The organism is Burkholderia sp. MSMB1459WGS (assembly GCF_001534535.1).
GTDB lineage: Bacteria > Pseudomonadota > Gammaproteobacteria > Burkholderiales > Burkholderiaceae > Burkholderia.
In genome coordinates, this window is record NZ_LPMU01000064.1 from 34,387 (window position 1) to 54,931 (window position 20,545).

The 20,545-nt window shown below is 67.5% G+C and carries 18 protein-coding genes; 6 read left to right on the forward strand and 12 right to left on the reverse strand.

What is annotated here, in order from left to right; genetic code table 11:
* Window positions 1–581: 581 nt before the first annotated feature.
* Entirely contained in the window at window positions 582–1,709 is a 1,128-nt protein-coding gene (locus tag WT97_RS24940; RefSeq protein ID WP_060354603.1) for a transglycosylase SLT domain-containing protein, read from the forward strand.
* Window positions 1,710–1,816: 107 nt separating this feature from the next.
* On the opposite strand, the gene WT97_RS24945 is transcribed toward WT97_RS24940, so the two are convergent.
* The 9 genes from WT97_RS24945 to WT97_RS24985 form a co-directional block, all read right to left on the reverse strand.
* On the reverse strand, window positions 1,817–3,013 hold the full coding sequence (locus WT97_RS24945; RefSeq protein ID WP_060354604.1) for a pyridoxal phosphate-dependent aminotransferase: 1,197 nt from the start codon (window positions 3,011–3,013) through the stop codon (window positions 1,817–1,819).
* A 69-nt stretch (window positions 3,014–3,082) separates the two neighbouring features.
* Window positions 3,083–3,520 (reverse strand): transcription antitermination factor NusB, encoded by a 438-nt coding sequence (nusB, locus tag WT97_RS24950; protein ID WP_006476662.1) that lies wholly within the window; start codon window positions 3,518–3,520, stop codon window positions 3,083–3,085.
* Window positions 3,517–4,032 (reverse strand): 6,7-dimethyl-8-ribityllumazine synthase, encoded by a 516-nt coding sequence (gene ribH / locus WT97_RS24955; RefSeq protein ID WP_006476661.1) that lies wholly within the window; start codon window positions 4,030–4,032, stop codon window positions 3,517–3,519. The genes nusB and ribH overlap by 4 nt, the downstream gene beginning before the upstream one ends.
* A 53-nt stretch (window positions 4,033–4,085) precedes the next feature.
* Window positions 4,086–5,228, reverse strand: a complete 1,143-nt coding sequence (ribBA, locus tag WT97_RS24960) for a bifunctional 3,4-dihydroxy-2-butanone-4-phosphate synthase/GTP cyclohydrolase II (protein ID WP_059499898.1) — start codon at window positions 5,226–5,228, stop codon at window positions 4,086–4,088.
* Between the two features lie 157 nt (window positions 5,229–5,385).
* On the reverse strand, window positions 5,386–5,904 hold the full coding sequence (locus tag WT97_RS24965; protein ID WP_059499899.1) for a DUF1993 family protein: 519 nt from the start codon (window positions 5,902–5,904) through the stop codon (window positions 5,386–5,388).
* 369 nt (window positions 5,905–6,273) lie between these two features.
* Window positions 6,274–6,903 carry a riboflavin synthase gene (locus tag WT97_RS24970; RefSeq protein ID WP_059499900.1) on the reverse strand — a complete coding sequence of 210 codons (630 nt, stop codon included), beginning with the start codon at window positions 6,901–6,903 and terminating at the stop codon, window positions 6,274–6,276.
* 14 nt (window positions 6,904–6,917) lie between these two features.
* A complete protein-coding gene (ribD, locus tag WT97_RS24975; RefSeq protein WP_060354605.1) occupies window positions 6,918–8,039 on the reverse strand; it encodes a bifunctional diaminohydroxyphosphoribosylaminopyrimidine deaminase/5-amino-6-(5-phosphoribosylamino)uracil reductase RibD in 1,122 nt (373 codons plus the stop codon).
* 15 nt (window positions 8,040–8,054) lie between these two features.
* Window positions 8,055–9,338, reverse strand: a complete 1,284-nt coding sequence (gene hemL, locus WT97_RS24980) for a glutamate-1-semialdehyde 2,1-aminomutase (RefSeq protein ID WP_060354606.1) — start codon at window positions 9,336–9,338, stop codon at window positions 8,055–8,057.
* Between the two features lie 178 nt (window positions 9,339–9,516).
* The gene (locus WT97_RS24985) at window positions 9,517–9,969 is read right to left on the reverse strand and encodes a hypothetical protein (RefSeq protein ID WP_059499903.1); all 453 of its coding nucleotides are present in this window, start codon (window positions 9,967–9,969) and stop codon (window positions 9,517–9,519) included.
* Between the two features lie 247 nt (window positions 9,970–10,216).
* Between WT97_RS24985 and WT97_RS24990 the strand changes: the two genes are divergently transcribed.
* Window positions 10,217–11,434, forward strand: a complete 1,218-nt coding sequence (locus WT97_RS24990; protein WP_059499904.1) for a Bcr/CflA family multidrug efflux MFS transporter — start codon at window positions 10,217–10,219, stop codon at window positions 11,432–11,434.
* A gap of 104 nt (window positions 11,435–11,538) precedes the next feature.
* On the opposite strand, the gene WT97_RS24995 is transcribed toward WT97_RS24990, so the two are convergent.
* The 3 genes from WT97_RS24995 to zwf all read right to left on the reverse strand — a co-directional run bounded on the left by WT97_RS24995 (window position 11,539) and on the right by zwf (window position 15,683).
* Complete coding sequence (locus WT97_RS24995) at window positions 11,539–13,467, reverse strand: bifunctional transcriptional regulator/glucokinase (protein ID WP_059499905.1); 1,929 nt, start codon at window positions 13,465–13,467, stop codon at window positions 11,539–11,541.
* Window positions 13,445–14,125, reverse strand: coding sequence for a 6-phosphogluconolactonase (pgl, locus tag WT97_RS25000; protein WP_059791594.1), 681 nt, complete (start codon window positions 14,123–14,125; stop codon window positions 13,445–13,447). The genes WT97_RS24995 and pgl overlap by 23 nt, the downstream gene beginning before the upstream one ends.
* An 88-nt stretch (window positions 14,126–14,213) precedes the next feature.
* Entirely contained in the window at window positions 14,214–15,683 is a 1,470-nt protein-coding gene (zwf, locus tag WT97_RS25005) for a glucose-6-phosphate dehydrogenase (protein WP_059499907.1), read from the reverse strand.
* A 427-nt stretch (window positions 15,684–16,110) separates the two neighbouring features.
* Between zwf and WT97_RS25010 the strand changes: the two genes are divergently transcribed.
* The 4 genes from WT97_RS25010 to WT97_RS25025 all read left to right on the forward strand — a co-directional run bounded on the left by WT97_RS25010 (window position 16,111) and on the right by WT97_RS25025 (window position 20,513).
* Window positions 16,111–17,358: an ABC transporter substrate-binding protein gene (locus WT97_RS25010; protein ID WP_059499908.1), complete on the forward strand. Its 1,248-nt coding sequence runs from the start codon at window positions 16,111–16,113 to the stop codon at window positions 17,356–17,358.
* A 138-nt stretch (window positions 17,359–17,496) separates the two neighbouring features.
* Window positions 17,497–18,435, forward strand: coding sequence for a carbohydrate ABC transporter permease (locus WT97_RS25015; protein ID WP_059499909.1), 939 nt, complete (start codon window positions 17,497–17,499; stop codon window positions 18,433–18,435).
* Window positions 18,425–19,282, forward strand: a complete 858-nt coding sequence (locus WT97_RS25020; protein ID WP_011544828.1) for a carbohydrate ABC transporter permease — start codon at window positions 18,425–18,427, stop codon at window positions 19,280–19,282. The genes WT97_RS25015 and WT97_RS25020 overlap by 11 nt, the downstream gene beginning before the upstream one ends.
* A gap of 112 nt (window positions 19,283–19,394) precedes the next feature.
* A complete protein-coding gene (locus WT97_RS25025; RefSeq protein ID WP_059499910.1) occupies window positions 19,395–20,513 on the forward strand; it encodes an ABC transporter ATP-binding protein in 1,119 nt (372 codons plus the stop codon).
* Window positions 20,514–20,545: the final 32 nt, after the last annotated feature.

The following is a 20,545-nucleotide window of genomic DNA, read 5'->3' on the forward strand; positions in this document are numbered from 1 at the left end:
TGCCCGCAGGGCGGGCAGCGGTGGGCGGGGGCAGCGGCCGGCTGCGACCCCGAATCGACCGACGATTTTACCCGGGTCGCCGTGCGGCCGCCCGGCGCAGAAAAAAGTCGATCGAGCGCAAACCCCTTACGGCACGGGGATTGCGTTCTGAAGAGCGGTTTTAAATTACTTTTTGTTATGATTTGAAAGTTTTATAGTGTTGACGATCTATAAAACCCTGCTAGAATCCGCTCACATTGGTTGCAGGGTAAAAGGCTTCGAGCCGCCAATCACCGATCTTTGACGCAGCGCGTCACCGTCCGCCGAATCCTGCACGGCGTTTTCGACGGCCTTTGTCGTAGTCCCAGCCAGCGCCACCAGACGCTGGTTTTTTGCGTGGGTGCCACCGCGTATGCCCGCCTCGCCCAGTGTGCGAAGGCGCCGGCCTTCTTACACCGTGGCCTCGAACGGTACTTATACCGTTTCCCCGATGCTTGCGCGTCCCAACCAAGGCGTGCGGCGTCGTGATTCCGCGGCGCGTTTTCCGTCTCGCCATCGAGCTGAGCGAGCCGCACGAGTCATGTTCATGGGAGATGATCTGAATGAACGCTTGGTTATCGTGGCGTCCCACCGAGCAGCATGCGCAAATCGTGCGCAATTTGCTGCGTCGCGGGACGCGTGTCAGTCACCATCTATTCAGCGTTGTCGGCTGTTTCGCTGTCGCGGTCGCGCTTGCACTGTGGTTGCTGCCAACCGTGCGCGGCACGCTCGCCGCGAAGCTGATGCCGGTCGTGTCCGCGGCCGTGCAGGCCGGTCCGGCGCGCCTGCTGTCCGGCCATCCGCTGCCGAACTTCGCGCCTGCTGGCGCGCAGCCGCAGCAGGAAGAGAGTCCGGAAACGGATGCGCTTGCAGTCGGCCTCGACGTCGCACCGGAAGCCGGCGCTCAGGGCGTCCCGGGCGATGCGTCCGATCCGGCCCGTAACGGCCCGTCGCCCGTCGCGCTTGCGAAACTGATCCCGATTCAGCGCGTGGCGGCCGATGCCCGCGACGATCGCGCGCTCGCGTCGAACCGCGAACAGGCGCTCGTCGCCACCTATCTGTCGCGCCGTTACCGCGTCGCCCAGGAGCCGCTCGGCCAGCTCGTCAAGGCGGCGTTCCAGACCGGTCGTGACGTCGGCCTCGATCCGCTGCTGCTGCTGTCCGTGATGGCGATCGAATCGGGCTTCAACCCGTACGCCGAAAGCGGCGTCGGCGCGAAGGGGCTGATGCAGGTCATGTCGAAGGTGCATTCCGACAAGTTCGAGTATTTCGGCGGCACCGACACCGCGCTGCAGCCGCTCGCGAACCTGCAGGTCGGCGCACTGGTGCTGAAGGACTGTATCGCGCGCGGCGGTTCGCTCGCGAACGGCCTGCGCCTGTACAACGGCTCGACGAATCCCGACGATAACGGCTACGGTTCGAAGGTGATGGCCGAACGCAGCCGCCTGCGCGACGTCGCGCGTGGCCGCAGCGTGCCGATCAACGCGCCGCAGGCACCCGCGCAACCCGCGAAGCCGATCGTCACTGCCGCTGCCGTGACGGCCGCGGCAGGCGGCGCGAAGCGCGTGCATGCGACGCTCGACGGCACGACCTCGATCAAGGCGGCGCCGAAGGAAGCCGCCCCGCAGGACGACGCGAGCGTCGATACCGCGAAGCAGTCGCACGGCGATCATTCGGAGCTCGGCGCGTAACGGTCGCGTTTCGGCGGCTCCGGCCGGCACGACATGAAAAAAGCACCCGACTCGGGTGCTTTTTCTTTTTGCGATGCGTGAAGCGGCGGTACGCCCCGGCCGCGGGGTTAGTGCTGGCCGAACAGCGCCGCGAGCCGGCCGACGGCCTCTTCGAGCCGAGAGTAGGCCGTCGCATAGGACAGGCGGATATAGTCGCGCGGCGCATGGACACCGAAGTCCATGCCCGGCACCAGCACCACGCCTGCGTCGTGCAGCATCGCCTGCGTGAGTGCGGCACTGTCGCCGGCCGCCGGGTGGGCGACGCCGCCGCAATGCGCATACACGTAGAACGCGCCGTCCGGCATCACCGGCACCGTGAAGCCGAGCCGTTCGAGCGCCGGTGCGATGAAATCGCGGCGGCGCTTGAATTCGAGCCGGCGTGTTTCGTAGATGTCGAGCGTCGCGGGTTCGAAGCAGGCGAGCGCCGCGTGTTGCGCGAGCGCGGAGGGGCAGATGAACAGGTTCTGCGAGAGCTTCTCGAACGAGCCGACGAGCGCGGGCGGCACGACGAGCCAGCCGAGCCGCCAGCCCGTCATGCTGAAATACTTCGAGAAGCTGTTCACGGTGATGACGTCGTCGCCGAACGACAGCGCCGATACGGGCGCGGCGTCGTAGCTGAGCCCTTGGTAGATCTCGTCGACGATCGTGAAGCCGTGGCGTGCGCGCACCGCTTCGACGATCCGCTTCAGTTCGTCCGGTTCGAGCGACGTGCCGGTCGGGTTCGACGGCGACGCGAGCAGCACGCCGCGCGTGCGCGCGTTCCAGTGTGTGCGGACGTCGTTTTCGGTGAGCTGGAAGCGTGCGTCCGGGCCGCTCGGCACGAGCACCGGGCGACCTTCGGCCGCCGCGACGAAGTGCCGGTTGCACGGATACGACGGGTCGGGCATCAGTACTTCGTCGTCGCGGCCGACCAGCGCGAGGCACGCGAGCAGCAGCGCGGCCGATGCGCCGGCCGTCACGACGATCCGCTCGGGCGCGATCGCGAGGCCGTACGCGCGCGCATAGTGCGCGGCGATCGCCTCGCGCAGCGGCGCGAGGCCGAGCGCGCTCGTGTACTGCGTGACGCCGCGGCGCAGCGCGGCCGCGGCAGCCTCGACGACCGGCTCCGGCGCGGTGAAATCCGGCTCGCCGATGCCCATGTGGATAACGTCGCGCCCCAAGGACTCGAGCCGCTGTGCCTCCTTCATCAGTTCCATCACGTGGAAGGGCTGGATCGCGTCGACGCGTGCGGCGAGCGTGACGAGCGAATCGGCGGTGGTATTCATCGGCGGGCGGGACGGAGGGGAAAAGAATGAAAAACGGGCGCTTGCGCGCCCGTGGACCAACCAACGGTATCAGCCGTTGCGACGCGCCTGCGTTTCGGCGGGGCGCAGCTTCGCGGCCAGCTTGTCGAGCACGCCGTTCACGTACTTGTAGCCGTCGGAGCCGCCGAACGTCTTCGCGAGTTCGACGGCTTCGTTGATGATCACGCGATACGGCGTTTCGACGTGGTGCGTGAGCTCGAACGTCGCGATCAACAGCACCGCGCGTTCGACCGGCGACAGCTGATCGATCGGACGGTCCAGCGACGGCGCCAGCGCTTCGACGAGCGTCGCATGTTCGCGGATCACGCCGTGCAGGATCGCTTCGAGCAGTTCCTTGTCAGCCTTGTCGTAACCGAGCGCGCCGCGCAGTTGCGCGTCGATCTCGCCGGAGGGCGCGTTCGACAGCAGCCACTGGTACAGGCCCTGCGTCGCCAGCTCGCGCGATTGTCGGCGGGCGCTCTTCTTCATGCGCGCTCCTCTTCGTCGTCTTCGTCTTCCTCTTCGTCCTCGTCGTCGCCGAGCTGGTCGAGCGCCATCGTCAGGTTGGCCATCTCGACGGCGACGCGTGCGGCGTCACGACCCTTTTCGGTCATGCGCGCGACGGCCTGCTCGTCGTTTTCGGTCGTCAGGACCGCATTCGCGATCGGCAGGTTGAAGTCGAGGCCGATGCGGGTGATGCCCGCGCCGCTCTCGTTCGACACGAGTTCGAAATGGTAGGTCTCGCCGCGGATCACCGCTCCGAGCGCGATCAGTGCGTCGAACTGGCCGCTTTCGGCGAGCTTCTGCAGCGCGAGCGGGATTTCCAGCGCGCCGGGCACCGACACGAGCAGCACGTCTTCACCGGTGACGCCGAGGCGCTCCAGTTCTTCGACGCACGCGTCGGCGAGGCCGTTGCACACGGGTTCGTTGAAGCGCGATTGCACGATGCCGATACGCAGGCCGTCGCCTTCGAGATTCGGTTGGTATTGTCCGATTTCCATGATCTGGTCCGTGGTGTGGATGAACGGTTATAGGGCGAAAGCGCCGTGGCGGGTTACGCGTGGGACGCCGGGCAGGACTTGGCCTCGCCGCCGGGCATCGGAATGAAGCCCGTGACTTCGAGGCCGTAGCCGGACATGCTGCCCAGCTTGCGCGGATTCGACAGCACCTGCATCTTGCCGACGCCGACATCGCGCAGGATCTGCGCGCCGATGCCGAACGTCTTGAAATCGACCGGCCGGCGCTTGAGCGCAGCGGCCTTTTCTTCCTCGTCGAACGCCTTGAAGACGTCGATCAGGTGTTCCTTCGTATCGCCGCAGTTGAGCAGCACGATCACGCCGAGGTCGCGTTCCGCGATCTCGCGCATCGCCGCGTCGAGCGTCCACGAGTGGGTCGAGATGCCCGTCTCGAGCAGGTCGAGCACGGACAGCGGCTCGTGCACGCGCACCGGCGTATCGACGTCGGGCGACGGCATGCCGCGCACCAGCGCGATGTGCGGCGAGCCGCTCGGCTGGTCGCGGTACAGCACCGCGCGGAACGTGCCGTGCGCGGTCTGCATCGTGCGCTCGGCGATCCGCTCGATGATCGATTCGGTGCGGCTGCGGTACTGGATCAGGTCGGCGATCGTGCCGATCTTCAGGTTGTGTTCCTTCGCGAATTCGATCAGGTCCGGCAGGCGCGCCATCGTGCCGTCGTCCTTGATGATCTCGCAGATCACCGCGGCCGGTGTGAGGCCCGCGAGCGCGGTGAAGTCGCAGCCGGCCTCGGTGTGGCCCGCGCGCACGAGCACGCCGCCCGGTTGCGCCATGATCGGGAACACGTGGCCCGGCTGCACGATATGCTCGGGGCGCACGTCGTGCGCGACCGCCGTGGCGATCGTGTGCGCGCGGTCGGCGGCCGAGATGCCGGTCGTCACGCCTTCGGCCGCTTCGATGCTGACCGTGAACGCGGTGCCGTACTGCGTGCCGTTGCGATAGGTCATCAGCGGCAGGTGCAGCTGCTTGCAGCGTTCCTGCGTCAACGTCAGACAAATCAGGCCGCGGCCGTACCTGGCCATGAAGTTGATCGCTTCCGGCGTGACGAATTCGGCGGCGATCACGAGGTCGCCCTCGTTTTCGCGGTCTTCTTCGTCGACCAGGATCACCATCCGGCCGGCTTTCAGCTCGGCGATGATGTCGAGCGTGGAGGCGAGCGTCATAAGGGGGCGAGAAAGAGGAAAGTGCGTATTTTACGCCAGCCGGGCGGCGTTTCGGCTGGCGCAGGCCGGGCGGGGCCGGCTTGCGCTCCGGAAAGCGCTGCGGCCGGCCTGCGCGCGGGTGCGGACGGCTGCGGGCCGGGCGTTGCGCGACCGCGCGTCACGCGTGCTCGTTGCGCCCGCCGAGGTAGTCCAGCTTGCCGAGTTCGACGCCGCTATGGCGCAGGATGTCGTACGCGGTCGTCACGTGGAAGAAGAAGTTGGGGAGCACGAAATTCAGCAGGTACGACTGGCCGGTGAATTCGATCGGCCCGACGCGCATCTTCAGCACGACCTGGCGCGTCTCGCTGCCGTCGATCTGTGCGGCGTCGAAGCTTTCGAGGTAGTCGATCGTCTTCTGGATGCGCGCATGCAGCTCGTCGAAGGTCTGCTCGACGTCCGGGTAGCTCGGGATGTCGACGCCGGCGAGCCGCGCAGCGCAGCCCTTGGCCGTGTCGGTCGCGATGTAGACCTGGCGGACGAGCGGCAGCATGTCCGGATAGAGGCGTGCGCCGACGAACACCGACGGATCGATCTGCTTTTCGGCCGCATGGGCCTGCGCCTTGCCGAGGATGTGCTGCAGGTTGGTGAGGCCGCGGATCAGGACGGGCAGCGAAGCCTGGTACATCGAGATGGACATGGGGACGACTCCTGTGGGAAGAGAGGCGCCGCGGTGCGCGGCACGTCGTGCGTTGCGGCGTTGAAACCGCTGTCGACGCATCTTAGCGCGACGGCATGACCCGTGCGCGTCGTTGGCCGTTTGGCCAGGTGTCGGCTGGCCAAACGGCCAACGACCGAACGCGATCCGATGGCGGCGTATCGGATGGCCGGCGACGGCGCGGCCCGGCACGAAGTAGGGTGGGAGCAAAGCGCGGCGAAGCCCGCTCGGCCCACGCACACGATCGGGCGGGCGGCCGGCGAGCGGTTGAGCGAGGAGGAGGCGGCGACGCCTGAACCATGCCGGGCGAACCGCCAGCCGTCATTTCCCGCACCGGACGGCGCCGGCCGATCAGTCCTGATGCACGCCCTGCGACGACGACAGCATCCGCTCCACGTACCGCGCGATCATGTCGACTTCGAGATTGACCTTGTCGCCGGCCTTCACGTGACGCAGCGTCGTGACTTCGACCGTATGCGGAATCAGGTTGATCGAGAATTCGCAGCCGTCCGCGCGATCGTCGACCGTATTGACGGTCAGGCTCACGCCGTTCACCGTGATCGAGCCCTTGTACGCGAGATAGCGGCCGAGTTCGCGCGGCGCGACGATCCGCAGTTCGTGCGACTCGCCGACCGGCGCGAAGCGCGACACGGTACCGAGGCCGTCCACGTGGCCCGACACGATATGCCCGCCGAGGCGATCATGCGCGCGCAGCGCCTTCTCGAGATTCACTTCGCCGGGCTGCGCGAGGCCGACCGTCCGGTTCAGGCTTTCGCGCGACACGTCGACGTCGAAGGCGGTGTCGGTCTTTTCGATCACCGTCATGCACGCGCCCTGGATCGCGATGCTGTCGCCGAGTGCGACATCGGCCAGGTCGAGCCCGCCGGCCTGCACGGTCAGGCGTACGCCGGCGTCGGCCGACGTGCCGAGCGGGGCGATCGATTCGATGCGGCCGACAGCCGCGACAATTCCGGTAAACATCGTGACGATTCCGTTCAGTGAGCGGCGTCGGGCGGCGCGAGCCGCGCGAGGATCCGCAAGTCGTCGCCGATCCGCTCGATACCGTGGAACGACAGCCGGGTGCGCGCATCGAGGCTCGCCGGCGCGGCGAGATCGAACATGCCGGCCGCGTCGGCGCCCAGCAGGCTCGGCGCCAGATACACCAGCAATTCGTCGACGCACCGTTCGCGCAGCAGCGAACCGTTCAGCTTGTGGCCGGCCTCGACGTGCAGCTCGTTGACGCCGCGCGCGCCGAGCGCCGCCAGCATCGCGGGCAGGTCGACCTTGCCGTGCGCATTCGCGAGCGGCACGACTTCCGCGCCGCGCGACTTCAGCACGTTTGCGCGGATTTCGCCGGCGGCGTCGAGCCGGCCGCAGAAGATCAGCAGCGGCGCGCCTTCGAGCAGCCGCGCGTCGAGCGGCAGGTCGAGGCGGCTGTCCACGAGGATGCGTTGCGGTTGACGCGGCGTGTCGATGCCGCGCACGGTCAGCAGCGGATTGTCCTCGCGCACGGTGCCGATGCCGGTGAGGATCGCGCACGCGCGTGCGCGCCACGCGTGCCCGTCGAGGCGCGCGGCCTCGCCGGTGATCCACTGGCTTTCGCCGGACGGCAGCGCGGTGCGGCCGTCGAGCGACGCGGCGGTCTTCATCCGTACCCACGGGCGGCCGCGCGTCATCCGCGACACGAAGCCGATGTTCATCTCGCCGGCCTCGTGCGCGAGCAGCCCGCAGCGCACGTCGATGCCCGCGTCGCGCAGCATCCCGAGGCCGCGGCCCGACACTTGCGGGTTCGGGTCTTCCATCGCCGCGACGACCTTCGCGACGCGCGCGTCGATCAGCGCGTTCGCACACGGCGGCGTGCGGCCGAAATGACTGCATGGTTCGAGCGTCACGTACACGGTCGAACCCGCGACGTCGTGGCCGCGCGAACGCGCGTCCTTCAGCGCCTGCACTTCCGCGTGATCCTGGCCGGCCGGCTGCGTGAAGCCTTCGCCGATCACGTCGCCGTGCTTGACGATCACGCAGCCGACGCGCGGATTCGGCGCGGTCGTGTACATGCCGTGCGCGGCGAGCGCGAGCGCGCGCTGCATGTGGGCGAAATCGGTATCCGAGAACATGCGCGCGGCCCCGGCTCAGGCGGCGAGTGCCGCGAACGCGCGGCGCGCGGCCGCGAGCGTCGCGTCGATCACCGCGTTGTCGTGGGTGCTCGACACGAAACCCGCCTCGTAGGCCGACGGCGCGAAGTACACGCCCTCGTCGAGCATCAGGTGGAAGAAGCGGTTGAAACGCGCGATGTCGCTCTTCGTGACTTCCGCGAAGCTGCCCGGCACGCGCTCGGCGAAGTACAGGCCGAACATCGCGCCGATCGAGTCGGCCGCGAACGGCACGCCGGCCGCGCGCGCTTCGGCCGCGAGGCCGTCGGCGAGCCGCTTCGTCTGCGCGGTGAGCGCGTCGTAGAAGCCCGGCGCCTGGATCAGCTGCAGCGTCTTCAGGCCCGCGGCGACCGCGATCGGGTTGCCCGACAGCGTGCCGGCCTGGTACACGCCGCCGAGCGGCGCGAGGTGGGCCATGATGTCGCGGCGGCCGCCGAACGCGGCGGCCGGCATCCCGCCGCCGATCACCTTGCCGAGGCAGGTGAGGTCCGCCGCGATCCCGTAGTACGCCTGCGCGCCGCCGAGCGCGACGCGGAACCCGCACATCACCTCGTCGAAGATCAGCACGGCGCCGTGCTTCGTGCACAGCGCGCGCAGCGCGTTCAGGAATTCGGGCGTGCCGCGCACGAGGTTCATGTTGCCGGCCACCGGCTCGACGATCACCGCGGCGATGTCGTCGCCGAACGCGCCGAACGCTTCCTCGAGCGCGGCGACGTTGTTGTATTCGAGGACGGTCGTGTGCTTCGCGATGTCGGCGGGCACGCCTGCCGACGTCGGATTGCCGAACGTCAGCAGGCCCGAGCCGGCCTTGACCAGCAGGCTGTCCGCGTGGCCGTGGTAGCAGCCCTCGAACTTGACGATGCGGCTGCGGCCCGTGAAGCCGCGCGCGAGACGCAGCGCGCTCATCGTGGCCTCGGTGCCGCTCGACACCATCCGCACCTGCTCGATCGACGGCACGAGCTTGCAGATTTCCTCGGCGATCTCGATCTCGGCTTCGGTCGGCGCGCCGAACGAGAAGCCGTCGGCGAGCACGTTCTGCACGGCCGACAGCACTTCCGGATGGACGTGGCCGACGATCATCGGGCCCCACGAACCGATGTAGTCGATGTACTGCTTGCCGTCGGCATCCCAGAAATACGGGCCCTGCGCGCGCGCGACGAAGCGCGGCGTGCCGCCGACCGAACGGAACGCGCGCACCGGCGAGTTGACGCCGCCCGGAATGGTCTTCTGGGCGCGTTCGAAGAGGATCTGATTGTTGGACATGAGCGAAACCTGCGAGAGAACGGCGCGGGGGCCTGTGCACGGGCCGCGGCGCCTGGGCGGAACGATCGTCCGATTGTACCGGAGACACGCGAGGCAGGCCCGCCGCCGGTCCGCGGCCTTTCGGCGCGCAGGGAATTGCCGGGCCGGCAATGCGGGCCAGATTCGACCCGGTTTTCGGTTATCGCGGCGGCTTGCGTTTGCCGGTCAGCTCGGCCCAGCGCTTTTCGAGCGGACCTTCGACCATTGGCTTGATCGACGTGCCGGAAGTCTGCGCATCCCAGGTCTGCACCGAATACGGATGGACGCGCAGCGCGTCGCGCGGAATCACGACGTCCTGATGCGCGTCGACCAGCCAGTCGTACACGAAGTCGATGCACAGCCGGTAGCCGCGCCTGGTCGATGGATCGGGCACCTCGTACGGTGCGCGTGTCACGTAGCCGGAGCCGAACACGCCCTTGGGCTCCTTCGCGACGCGGTGCAGGAACACGCGGTCGCCCGGCAGGATGCCGCGCGCGAAGCCGCAGCCCCACACGTCATGCACGGCCTCGCCGGCCTTCACGCGTGCGGCGACGTCGGGCAGTTCGGGCCACGGCCATTTCTTGGGGCTCCAGATCAGCAGGAAAGCGGTCATCGGTTCGGTCGTACGTCGAATGGATCGGACAAGCGCGGCGGGAAGCCGCAAGCTTAATCGAATCCGCCCGTGTGCTCGCGGGTGCACGCGACGCGCGTGGGCGGCTCCCCGGCCGCCGCACGCGGTCCGAGGCACGCAAAAAAGTTGCGCGTACAATCATGGGCCTGAACGCGCCGCTTGCGGTGCGGCTTCCCGTCTTCACCGTCACGCGCGCCCCGATGCACGCGGACTCCCATTCCGGATACCCATGTCCCACGTCGTCCGGCGCCGGCCCGATGCCCGGCTGATCCTGTTGCTCGGCGCGCTCGCGGCCTGCGGGCCGATCGCCACCGACATGTACCTGCCGAGCCTGCCGTCGATCGCCGCCGGCTTCTCCGTCAGCCCCGGCGCTGCGCAGCGCACGCTGACCAGCTTCATGGCCGGCTTCTCGATCGGGATGCTGCTGTACGGCCCGCTGTCCGACACGTGGGGCCGCCGGCCCGTGCTGCTCGGCGGCATCGCGCTGTTCACGCTCGCGAGCGTCGGCTGCTTCGTGTCGGGCTCGATCGACATGCTGATCGTCGTGCGCTTCCTGCAGGCGCTCGGCGCCGGCGCCGCGTCGGTGCTCGCGCGTGCGATCGCACGCGACGCGCACGAGCCGAGCGACGCGGCGAAGGTGCTGTCGATGGTCGCGATCGTCACCGCGGTCGGGCCGCTGCTCGCGCCGCTGATCGGCGGCCAGATCCTGCGTTTCTCCGGCTGGCGCGGCGTGTTCGTCGTGCTGGCCGCGTTCGGCGCGATCTGCGCGACGACCGCGTATCTGCGGGTGCCCGAAACCTGGCCGAAGGAGCGGCGCAAGAGCGCGGCCGTGCTCGCGTCGTTCGCATCGTACGGGCGCATCCTGTCCGACCCCGTCGCATGGGGGCACATGCTGTGCGGCGGGATGGCGTTCGCGTCGATGTTCTCGTACATCACCGCGACGCCGTTCGTGTACATCGAGTATTTCCACGTGTCGCCGCAGCACTACGGGCTGCTGTTCGGCCTGAACGTCGTCGGGATCATGATCGGCAACTTCGCGAACACGCGCCTCGTCGGCCGCATCGGTTCGCTGCGCATCATCGCGGCCGCGTCGCTCGTGAGCTGCATCGCGTCGCTCGCGGTCGCGCTCGTCGCGCTGACGGGGTGGGGCGGGCTGTGGTCGATCGTCGTGTGCCTGTTCTTCGTCGTCGGCGTGGTCGGGATCCTGTCCGCGAACTGCACGACCGACCTCATGCACCGCTATCCGCACAACGCGGGCGCGTCGGCGGCCGTGTTCGGCGCGATGCAGCTCGCGCTCGGCGCGCTGGCGAGCGTCGCGATCGGCGCGCTCGCGGACGGCACGCCGTTCGCGATGGGCGTGACGATCGGCGTGTCGGGCCTGCTGTGTTTCGCCGGGCGCTGCCTCGTGCTGCGCTGGCACGGCCGGCCGGTGAAAGCGGGCGCCTGAGCTGCCCCGCCAGCCGGGCCGCGCAATGAAGAACGCCACCGCGCGCGATGCGCCGGTGGCGTTTTTCGTCGGGACGCGGGCAGCGGCGGCTGCCGTGCCGCGCGTCAGTCCCGCGCGACGTCCTTCGCCGCCGGCGACGCGCCGTGGCTCAGCCAGTCGAGCACGTCGGCCGTTTCGTCGTCGGTGGCGCGCGCCTTCGCCTGCGCGACGGCCTCGGGCAGTTCGCCGTTGGTCGACGCGCGACGGATCGCGACACCGACCGCGAGGATGTCGATCATCAGCAGATGCAGGATCCGCGAGATCATCGACAGCTGCGATTCGCGCATCTCGATGTGGTCGGTCTCGAGCGCGACGGTCGCGCGCTTCGCGAGCGGCGTGTTGCTCGACGTGATCGCGATCACCTTCGCGCCGGCCTGCATCGCGACGTCGAGCACGCGCAGCAGCTCGGGCGCGCGCCCCGACTTCGACACCGCGACGATCACGTCGCCCTTGCCGAGCAGCGCGGCCGACGCGGCCTGCATGTACAGGTCGCCGTACGCGATCGTCGGAATCCCGAAGCGGAAGAACTTGTAGTGCGCGTCCTGCGCGACGATGTTCGAATTGCCGAGCCCGTAGAACTCGATACGCCGCGCGCCGTTCAGGATCTCGATCGCGTTTTCGACGTGCTCGAAATTCAGGTGCTCGCGCAGTTGCAGGATCGCGGACACCGTGTTGTCGAGCACCTTCGCGCCGAAGTCGGTGGCCGTGTCGCCAAGATGCACCTGGCTGTGGCTCATCGGAATCGTGCCGGTGAGACCGGTCGCGAGCTTCAGCTTGAAGTCCGACAGACCCTGGCAGCCGAGCGAGCGGCAGAAGCGGATCACCGTCGGCTGGCTCACGTCGGCCTTGCGCGCGATGTCGACGATCGGGTCGTTGATGATCGAGCGCGGATGGTTCAGCGCGAGATCGGCGACGCGGCGCTCGGCCGGCGTCAGCGCGTCGCGCATCTGGCGGATCCGCTCGAACACGGCAGACGACGCGCCGCCCGAACGATTCGACAACTGCTCCGCGAGAATCGCCGACACGCCGAGGAACGCCGGGTATTCGGCGGTGATCAGGTAGGTCGGGATGTTCGCGAGATAGTGCGCGAAGCGGCCCTTCGCCTCGAAGCGCGCACGGAACGACGAGCGGGTGAACAGCTCGCCGAGCTTCAGTGCGACACCGCCGCCGATATAGACGCCGCCGAGCGCGCCGAGCGTCAGCGCGACGCTGCCGGCGAACGAGCCGAGAATCCCGCAGAAGCATTCGACCGTCTCGAGCGCGAGCGCGTCGCCCGCATGCGCGCGCTCGACGATCTCCACCGTATCGACGGACGCGGCGACGCGCTTCTTGTCGCGCGCGGCGAGCGCCCGGTAGATGATCTCCATGCCGGGGCCCGCGCACACGCGTTCGAACGATACGTGCGGAAATTTCTTGCGCGCGTATTGCAGCACCAGATCCTCGCGCTCGTCCTGCGGCGCGAACGACGCATGACCGCCTTCGCTGCCGAGCGCGATCCAGCGGTCGTCCGCCGGAATCAGGCCCGACACGCCGAGCCCGGTGCCGGGCCCGAGCAGCCCGATCACGCTGTTCTGGCGGCGCGTGCCGCCGCCGATCTGTACGCGCTGCGCATCGGTCAGGCCGGGCAGCGCCATCGCGAGCGCGGTGAAGTCGTTGACGACCAGCAGCGTGTCGAAGCCGAGCGCGCGGCGCGTCGCCTCGATCGAGAAGCGCCAGTCGTGATTGGTCATCGTGACCTGATCGCCGTCGACCGGGTTCGCGATCGCGATTGCCGCGTGGTTCACGCGGCTGATCTTCACATCCTTCAGATACTTGCGGATCGCGTCGGTGATCGTCGGATAGTCGGCGCCGGGATACACGCGGATTTGCGTGATCTCGCCCGGGCCGGTTTCCAGCGCGAAACGCGCGTTGGTGCCGCCGACGTCCGCGAGCAGGCGCGGGCCGTCGGCATGCTGACCCGCGACGACCGCCTTACTTTGCGCACCAGTAGACATCGAGCTGGGTCCCCTTGTCGTTGGCCAGTTGGGAAATCGCGTTCTTCTGCAGCGACGCGGCCGCGGCGTCGAGCACGTCGCGCTTGCGGGCACCCGCGATCAGCAGGAACAGCCGCTCGACGCGCTTGAGCGCATCGAGCGAATAGCTCACGCGTGCATGGGGCGCCGCGCCCGGATGCACGGCGACGAAACGCTCGGGCGTCGTGATCGCGTGGTCCCATTCGGGCGCGTCGGCGAAGATCGACGCGGTGTGGCCGTCCTCGCCCATGCCGAGCACCGCGACGGTCGGCACGCGGTAATCGGCGTTCGCGTTGAGCGCGGCGACCTGCGCGTCGAGCGTGGTGCGCGTGTCGACGAGCGGCAGGAAGCGGGCAGGGGCCGCCGCGTGCTGCAGCAGCGTGTCGCGCACGAGTTGCGCGTTGCTCGCCGCGTCGTCGTCCGGCACCCAGCGGTCGTCGACCAGCGTGACGTCGACGCCGGCCCAGTCGAGCGCCGCATGCGACAGCGTGTGCAGGAACGGGCGCGGGCTGGTGCCGCCGGACACCGCGAGCGTCGGGCGCGCGGGGCCGGCGAGCGCCGCGCGCAGCGCGTCGCCGACGGCGCGCGCGAGCGCTTCGCTTTGCGCTTCCTGGGTGTCGAAAGCGTGGATCTCGATCACATCTCCTCCGGACTGCTTTGTCTGTTCAAATCATACGAATCGTGAAGCGTGTTGCCGCGTACGGTGGCGTACGCGGCAACGGGTTGCATCAGTTTTCTTCTTCGAGCCAGCAGGTGTCGTGCTGCGCGAGCATCGCGCTCGACGCGGCCGGCCCCCACGTGCCCGCCGCGTACGGCTTCGGCGGCTTCAGCGTGCGCGCCCATTCGTTCAGGATCGGCTCGACCCACTGCCATGCGGCTTCCTGTTCGTCGCGACGCACGAAGAGGGCGAGCCGGCCGTTGATCACGTCGAGCAGCAGGCGCTGGTACGCCTCCATCTGCCCTTCCTTGAAGAACTGGTCGAACGCGAGGTCGAGGTGCACGCTCGCGAGATTCATCCCTTCGCCCGGCTGCTTCGCGAGGCAGTACAGGCGGATCGTCTCGTTCGGCTGCAGCCGGATCACGAGACGGTTCGCACCGGGGCGCAGCGCGGAGGCTCCAAGCGCCGAGTGCGGCACCGGGCGGAAGTTGACGACGATCTCCGCGACGCGGTCGGCCAGACGCTTGCCGGTGCGCAGGAAGAACGGCACGCCGGCCCAGCGCCAGTTCTCGATCTCGACCTTCAGCGCGACGAAGGTTTCGGTCTGGCTGTCGGGCTTCACGCCCGGCTCGGTCGCGTAGGCCGGCACCTGCACGCCCTTGATCACGCCCGCATGATACTGGCCGCGCACCGCGACCTTGCCGATATCGCGCGGATCGACCGGCTTCAGCGCGCGCAGCACGCGCAGCTTCTCGTCGCGCACCGAGTCGGAATCCATCGAATGCGGCGGCTCCATCGCGACGATCGACAGCAACTGCAACAGGTGGTTCTGCACCATGTCGCGCAGCGCGCCCGTATTGTCGTAGAAATCGCCGCGCGCTTCGACGCCGAGCTCCTCGGCGATCGTGATCTGGATGCTCTCGACCCATTCGCGGCGCCACAGCGGCTCGAACAGCGCGTTGCCGAAGCGCAGCGCGAGCAGGTTCTGTACCGGCTCCTTGCCGAGGTAGTGGTCGATCCGGTAGATCTGGCCTTCCGCGAAGATCTCGCCGACCGCGTCGTTGATCGCGTTCGACGACTTCAGGTCGTAGCCGAGCGGCTTCTCGAGCACGATGCGCGAGCCTTCGTTCAGGCCGACCGACGCGAGCGCCTTGCAGATCGGCACGAACAGCGACGGGCCCGTCGCGAGGTAGAACACGCGGATGCCGGGCAGATGCGCGATCGCGTCGCGCAGCACGACGTAGTCCTCCGCGCGGCCGAGATCGAGGTTCACGTATTCGATGCGCTCGAGGAATGACTTCCAGGCGCTTTCGTCGAACGCGTTGCCGGCTGCCTTCGCCGCATGCGGTTTCACGTGCGTGTCGACCCACTCGAGATAGTGGGCCCGGTCCGATTCGTGTCGCGCGACGGCGATGATCCGGCCGCCTTCCGCGAGCATGTTGCCGCGGTGCGCTTCGAACAGCGCGGGCAGGATCTTGCGCATCGACAAATCGCCGGTGCCGCCGAAAAGTACGAAGGTAAAGCTGGAATCGGTATGCATGTGTCTCCGCCGTGTTGGGGTGCTGGGAAGCGATCCGTAGTGCGATAAAAATATTTTTGACACTGAATTGTAGTTTAACTACAATCCGCCGCAAGGGGTAGCACCTGGGTGAAGAAAAAAAGAAGTGCGGTCGATGAGCTGCGCGAGCTTCGCTTCCGGGAACGCCTTGTGCCGAATGTTATCGGACATTGACGAAGCGCATCGTCCGCGCGCCGTCGAGCCCCGGGCTCGTGCTGCATCGCGGCGGGCCAGAAACACAAAGAGGAGACACGCCGTTGAATCTCGATTCACGCTTTCTGTAAGAGCCCGGCCGGTCATCGGCCCGTACGCTGCATGCGTCCCGCGGCTCGATTTCCCCGTCGTTATCAAGAAGCCGGTTCCCGGTCAGGGAACTTCACGAGTTGATTCAGTCTGGAGGAGATAAGTAATGAAAGTTCGCTCGATCATGGGCGCGCTCTGCGCCGCAGGCCTGATGGCTGGCGCCGTGGCGGCGCAGGCAGCCGAAAACGTAACCGTGCTGCACTGGTGGACCTCGGGCGGCGAGTCGAAGGCCGTCGGCGTGCTGAAGGACGACGTGCAGAAGCAGGGCTACGTGTGGAAGGACTTCGCGGTCGCGGGCGGCGCCGGCGCCGCGGCGATGACCGCGCTGAAGACCAAGGTGATCAGCGGCGACGCGCCGTCGGCCGCGCAGATCAAGGGCCCGCTGATCCAGGACTGGGCCGACCAGGGCGTGCTCGTCAACATCGACTCGGCCGCCGGCGACTGGAAGCAGAACCTGCCGCCGGAAATCGACAAGATCATCAAGTACAAGGGCCACACCGTCGCCGCGCCGTTCTCGGTGCACCGCGTCAACTGGCTGTACATCAACAAGGCCGCGCTCGACAAGGTCGGCGCGAAGGTGCCGACCACCTGGCCCGAATTCTTCGCGGTGGCCGACAAGCTGAAGGCCGCGGGCATCCAGCCGATCGCGATGGGCGGCCAGCCGTGGCAGGACCTGACGCTGTGGGAAGACGTCGTGCTGTCGCAGGGCCCGGCGTTCTACAAGAAGGCGCTGGTCGATCTCGACCAGGCGACGCTGACGTCGCCGCAGATGCTGTCGGTGTTCGACACGGTGCGCAAGATCCAGGGCTACTTCGACACCGGCCGTAACGGCCGCGACTGGAACCTCGCGACCGCGATGGTCATCAACGGCAAGGCCGGCATGCAGTTCATGGGCGACTGGGCGAAGGGCGAGTTCGAGAACGCCGGCAAGAAGTCGGGCAAAGACTATATCTGCGCGCCGGTGCCGGGCACGGCGAACGCATACACGTTCAACGTCGATTCGTTCGTGTTCTTCCAGCAGAAGGGCGAGAAGAACGCGACGCCGGGCCAGCTCGCGCTCGCGAAGACGATTATGACGCCGGACTTCCAGGAGCAGTTCAGCCTGCTGAAGGGCTCGGTGCCGGTGCGTCTCGGCGTGAAGATGGACAAGTTCGACGACTGCGCGAAGAAGTCGTATGCCGACGAGCAGACCGCGATCAAGTCGGGCGGTTTCGTACCGTCGCTCGCGCACGGCATGGCGCAAGGCGATGCGACCGCCGGCGCGATCACGGACGTCGTGACGAAGTTCATGAACTCGCAGCAGGATTCGAAGAGCGCGGTCGCCGCGCTCGCGAAGGCCGCGAAGGTCAAGTAACGCGCGCCAGGCGCCCGGCCGGAAACGCTTCATCGGCCGGGCGTTTTTGCATGTGCAGCAAACGGGCTCGCCCGCGGGCTCGTGCCGTACCCGGCGCCGGCCCGGCCTGCGCCGCCCTCGTTCCAGGAGTCGAATCAAGTGGCTGCCCCTCTTAGCGGAAACGGATCCGGCGCTGCCGCCGCACGGCGTACGTCGCCGATGTCGGCCTTCGCCGATCGCTGGATCCCGAAGCTCGTGCTCGCGCCGAGCGTCGCGATCGCCGTGGTGTTCATCTACGGCTTCATCCTGATTACCGGCTATCTGTCGCTGACCAATTCGCGGCTGTTGCCCAACTACGAATTCGACGGCTTCGGCCGTTACACGGACCTGTTCCAGAACGACGTGTGGTGGACTTCCGCCGCGAACCTCGGCTGGTTCGGGATTCCGTTCATCGCGATCTGCGTCGCGCTCGGGCTGTTCCTCGCGATCCTGCTCGATCAGCGGATCCGCAACGAAGGCGCGCTGCGCGCGATCTTCCTGTACCCGATGGCGCTGTCGTTCATCGTCACCGGCACCGCGTGGCAGTGGATCCTGAACCCGGGGCTCGGCCTCGAGAAGGTGATGCACGACTGGGGCTGGACGAGCTTCTCGTTCGGCTGGCTCGACGATCCGGACAAGGCGATCTTCTGCGTGGTGATCGCGGCCGTGTGGCAGTCGACCGGCTTCGTGATGGCGCTGTTCCTCGCGGGGCTGCGCGGCGTCGACGGCGAGATCTTCAAGGCCGCGCAGGTCGACGGCGCGACGCTGCCGACCATCTACCGCAAGATCGTGATCCCGAGCATGCGGCCGGTGTTCTTCTCGGTGCTGCTGATCCTCTGCCACATCACGATCAAGACCTTCGACCTCGTCGTCGCGCTGACGGCAGGCGGCCCGGGCACGTCGTCGTCGCTGCCGGCCATGTTCATGTACACGTTTTCGTTCAATCGCGGCCAGCTGGGCTTGGGCGCAGCGTCCTCGGTGATGATGCTCGCGACCGTGGTCGCGGTGCTGGTGCCGCTGATGTATATGGAATCGAGGAGCACCCGCAATGCAGCCTAAGATGACGATCAGCCGGGCGGTGATCTATGCGGCACTGATCCTGTTCGCGCTGTATTTCCTGTTCCCGATCTACGTGATGCTGTCGACGTCGTTCAAGGACCTCGACCAGCTGCGCACCGGCAACCTGCTGACGCCGCCCACCACGTGGACCGTCGACCCGTGGGTGAAGGCATGGAGCGGCGCCTGCACCGGCGTGCGCTGCGACGGGATGAAGCCGTTCTTCCTGAACTCGCTGCAGATGGTGATTCCGGCCGTGCTGATCTCGTCGCTGATCGGCGCGTTCAACGGCTACGTGCTCACCCACTGGCGCTTTCGCGGCGCGGACGCGCTGTTCACGATGATGCTGGTCGGCTGCTTCATCCCGTTCCAGGTGATCCTGCTGCCGATGGCGCGCCTGCAGGGGATGCTCGGCCTCGCCAACACGATTCCGGGCCTCGTGTTCGTGCACGTCGTGTACGGGATCGCGTTCACGACGATGTTCTTCCGCAACTTCTACGTGAGCGTGCCGGCCGAACTCGTGAAGGCCGCGCGCATCGACGGCGCGGGCTTCTTCACGATCTTCACGAAGATCCTGCTGCCGGTGTCGCTGCCGATCTTCATGGTGTGCCTGATCTGGCAATTCACGCAGATCTGGAACGACTTCCTGTTCGGGATCGTGTTCTCCGGCGTCGATTCGATGCCGATCACGGTGGCGCTGAACAACCTCGTCAACACGTCGACGGGCGTGAAGGAATACAACGTCGACATGGCCGGCGCGATCATCGCCGCGCTGCCGACGCTGCTCGTCTACATCGTCGCCGGCCGCTACTTCGTGCGCGGGCTGACGGCGGGCGCGGTGAAGGGGTAAGCGCGGCTTTATCCGATACGACGAACCGGCCGCGCAGGACGCGCGGCGCATCGAAACGAACCCGACGCGGCGCCGGAGCGCGCCGCGCGAGACGAGACAGAGGATTCACAGCATGGCAAGCCTTTCCATCCGTGACGTGTACAAGACCTACCCGAACGGGGTGCCGGTCCTGAAGGGTGTCGACATCGAGATCGAGGACGGACAGTTCCTGATCCTGGTCGGCGGCTCGGGCTGCGGGAAGTCGACGCTGCTCAACATGATCGCCGGCCTCGAGACCGTGACGAGCGGCGAGATCTGCATCGACGGCAAGGTCGTCAACGACCTGTCGCCGAAGGATCGCGACATCGCGATGGTGTTCCAGTCGTACGCGCTGTATCCGTCGATGACGGTGCGCGAGAACATCTCGTTCGGGCTGAACATCCGCAAGGTACCGAAGAACGAGCAGCAGCAGATCGTCGAGCGCGTGTCGCAGATGCTGCAGATCCAGCATCTGCTCGACCGCAAGCCGGGGCAACTGTCGGGCGGCCAGCGCCAGCGCGTCGCGATGGGCCGCGCGCTCGCACGCGATCCGTCGCTGTTCCTGTTCGACGAACCGCTGTCGAACCTCGACGCGAAGCTGCGCATCGAGATGCGCGCGGAAATCAAGCTGCTGCACCAGCGCCTCGGCACGACGATCGTCTACGTGACGCACGACCAGATCGAGGCGATGACGCTCGGCGATCGCATCGCGGTGATGAAGGACGGTGTCGTCCAGCAGTTCGGCGCGCCGCAGGAGATCTACGATTCGCCGTCGAACCTGTTCGTCGCGGGCTTCATCGGTGCGCCGCCGATGAACTTCATCAACGGCCGCCTGGTCGAGCAGGGCAGCGGGATCGCGCTCGAGATCGACACGGGCCTCGCGCGCAGCGCGCTGCTCCTGCCGTTCGACGCGGCGAAGCTGAAGTCGCACGTCGGCCGCGAAGTGATTCTCGGGCTGCGTCCGGAGCGCATCACCGATGCGCGCAGCGCGCACAACGGCGAGGCGTCGCGGCTGCAGCCGATCGACGTGCGCGTCGACGTGACCGAGCCGACCGGCCCCGACACGCACGTGTTCGCGCAAGTGAACGGCAAGCGGATCGTGAGCCGCGTGCATCCGGCCGCGAACCCGCAGCCGGGGCAGACGCAGTCGCTGCTGTTCGACGTGTCGAAGGCGGTGCTGTTCGATCCGGCGTCGGAAGAGCGGATCGCGTGACGCGGCGTTCGCGCTGAACGAAGGAGAAGGGG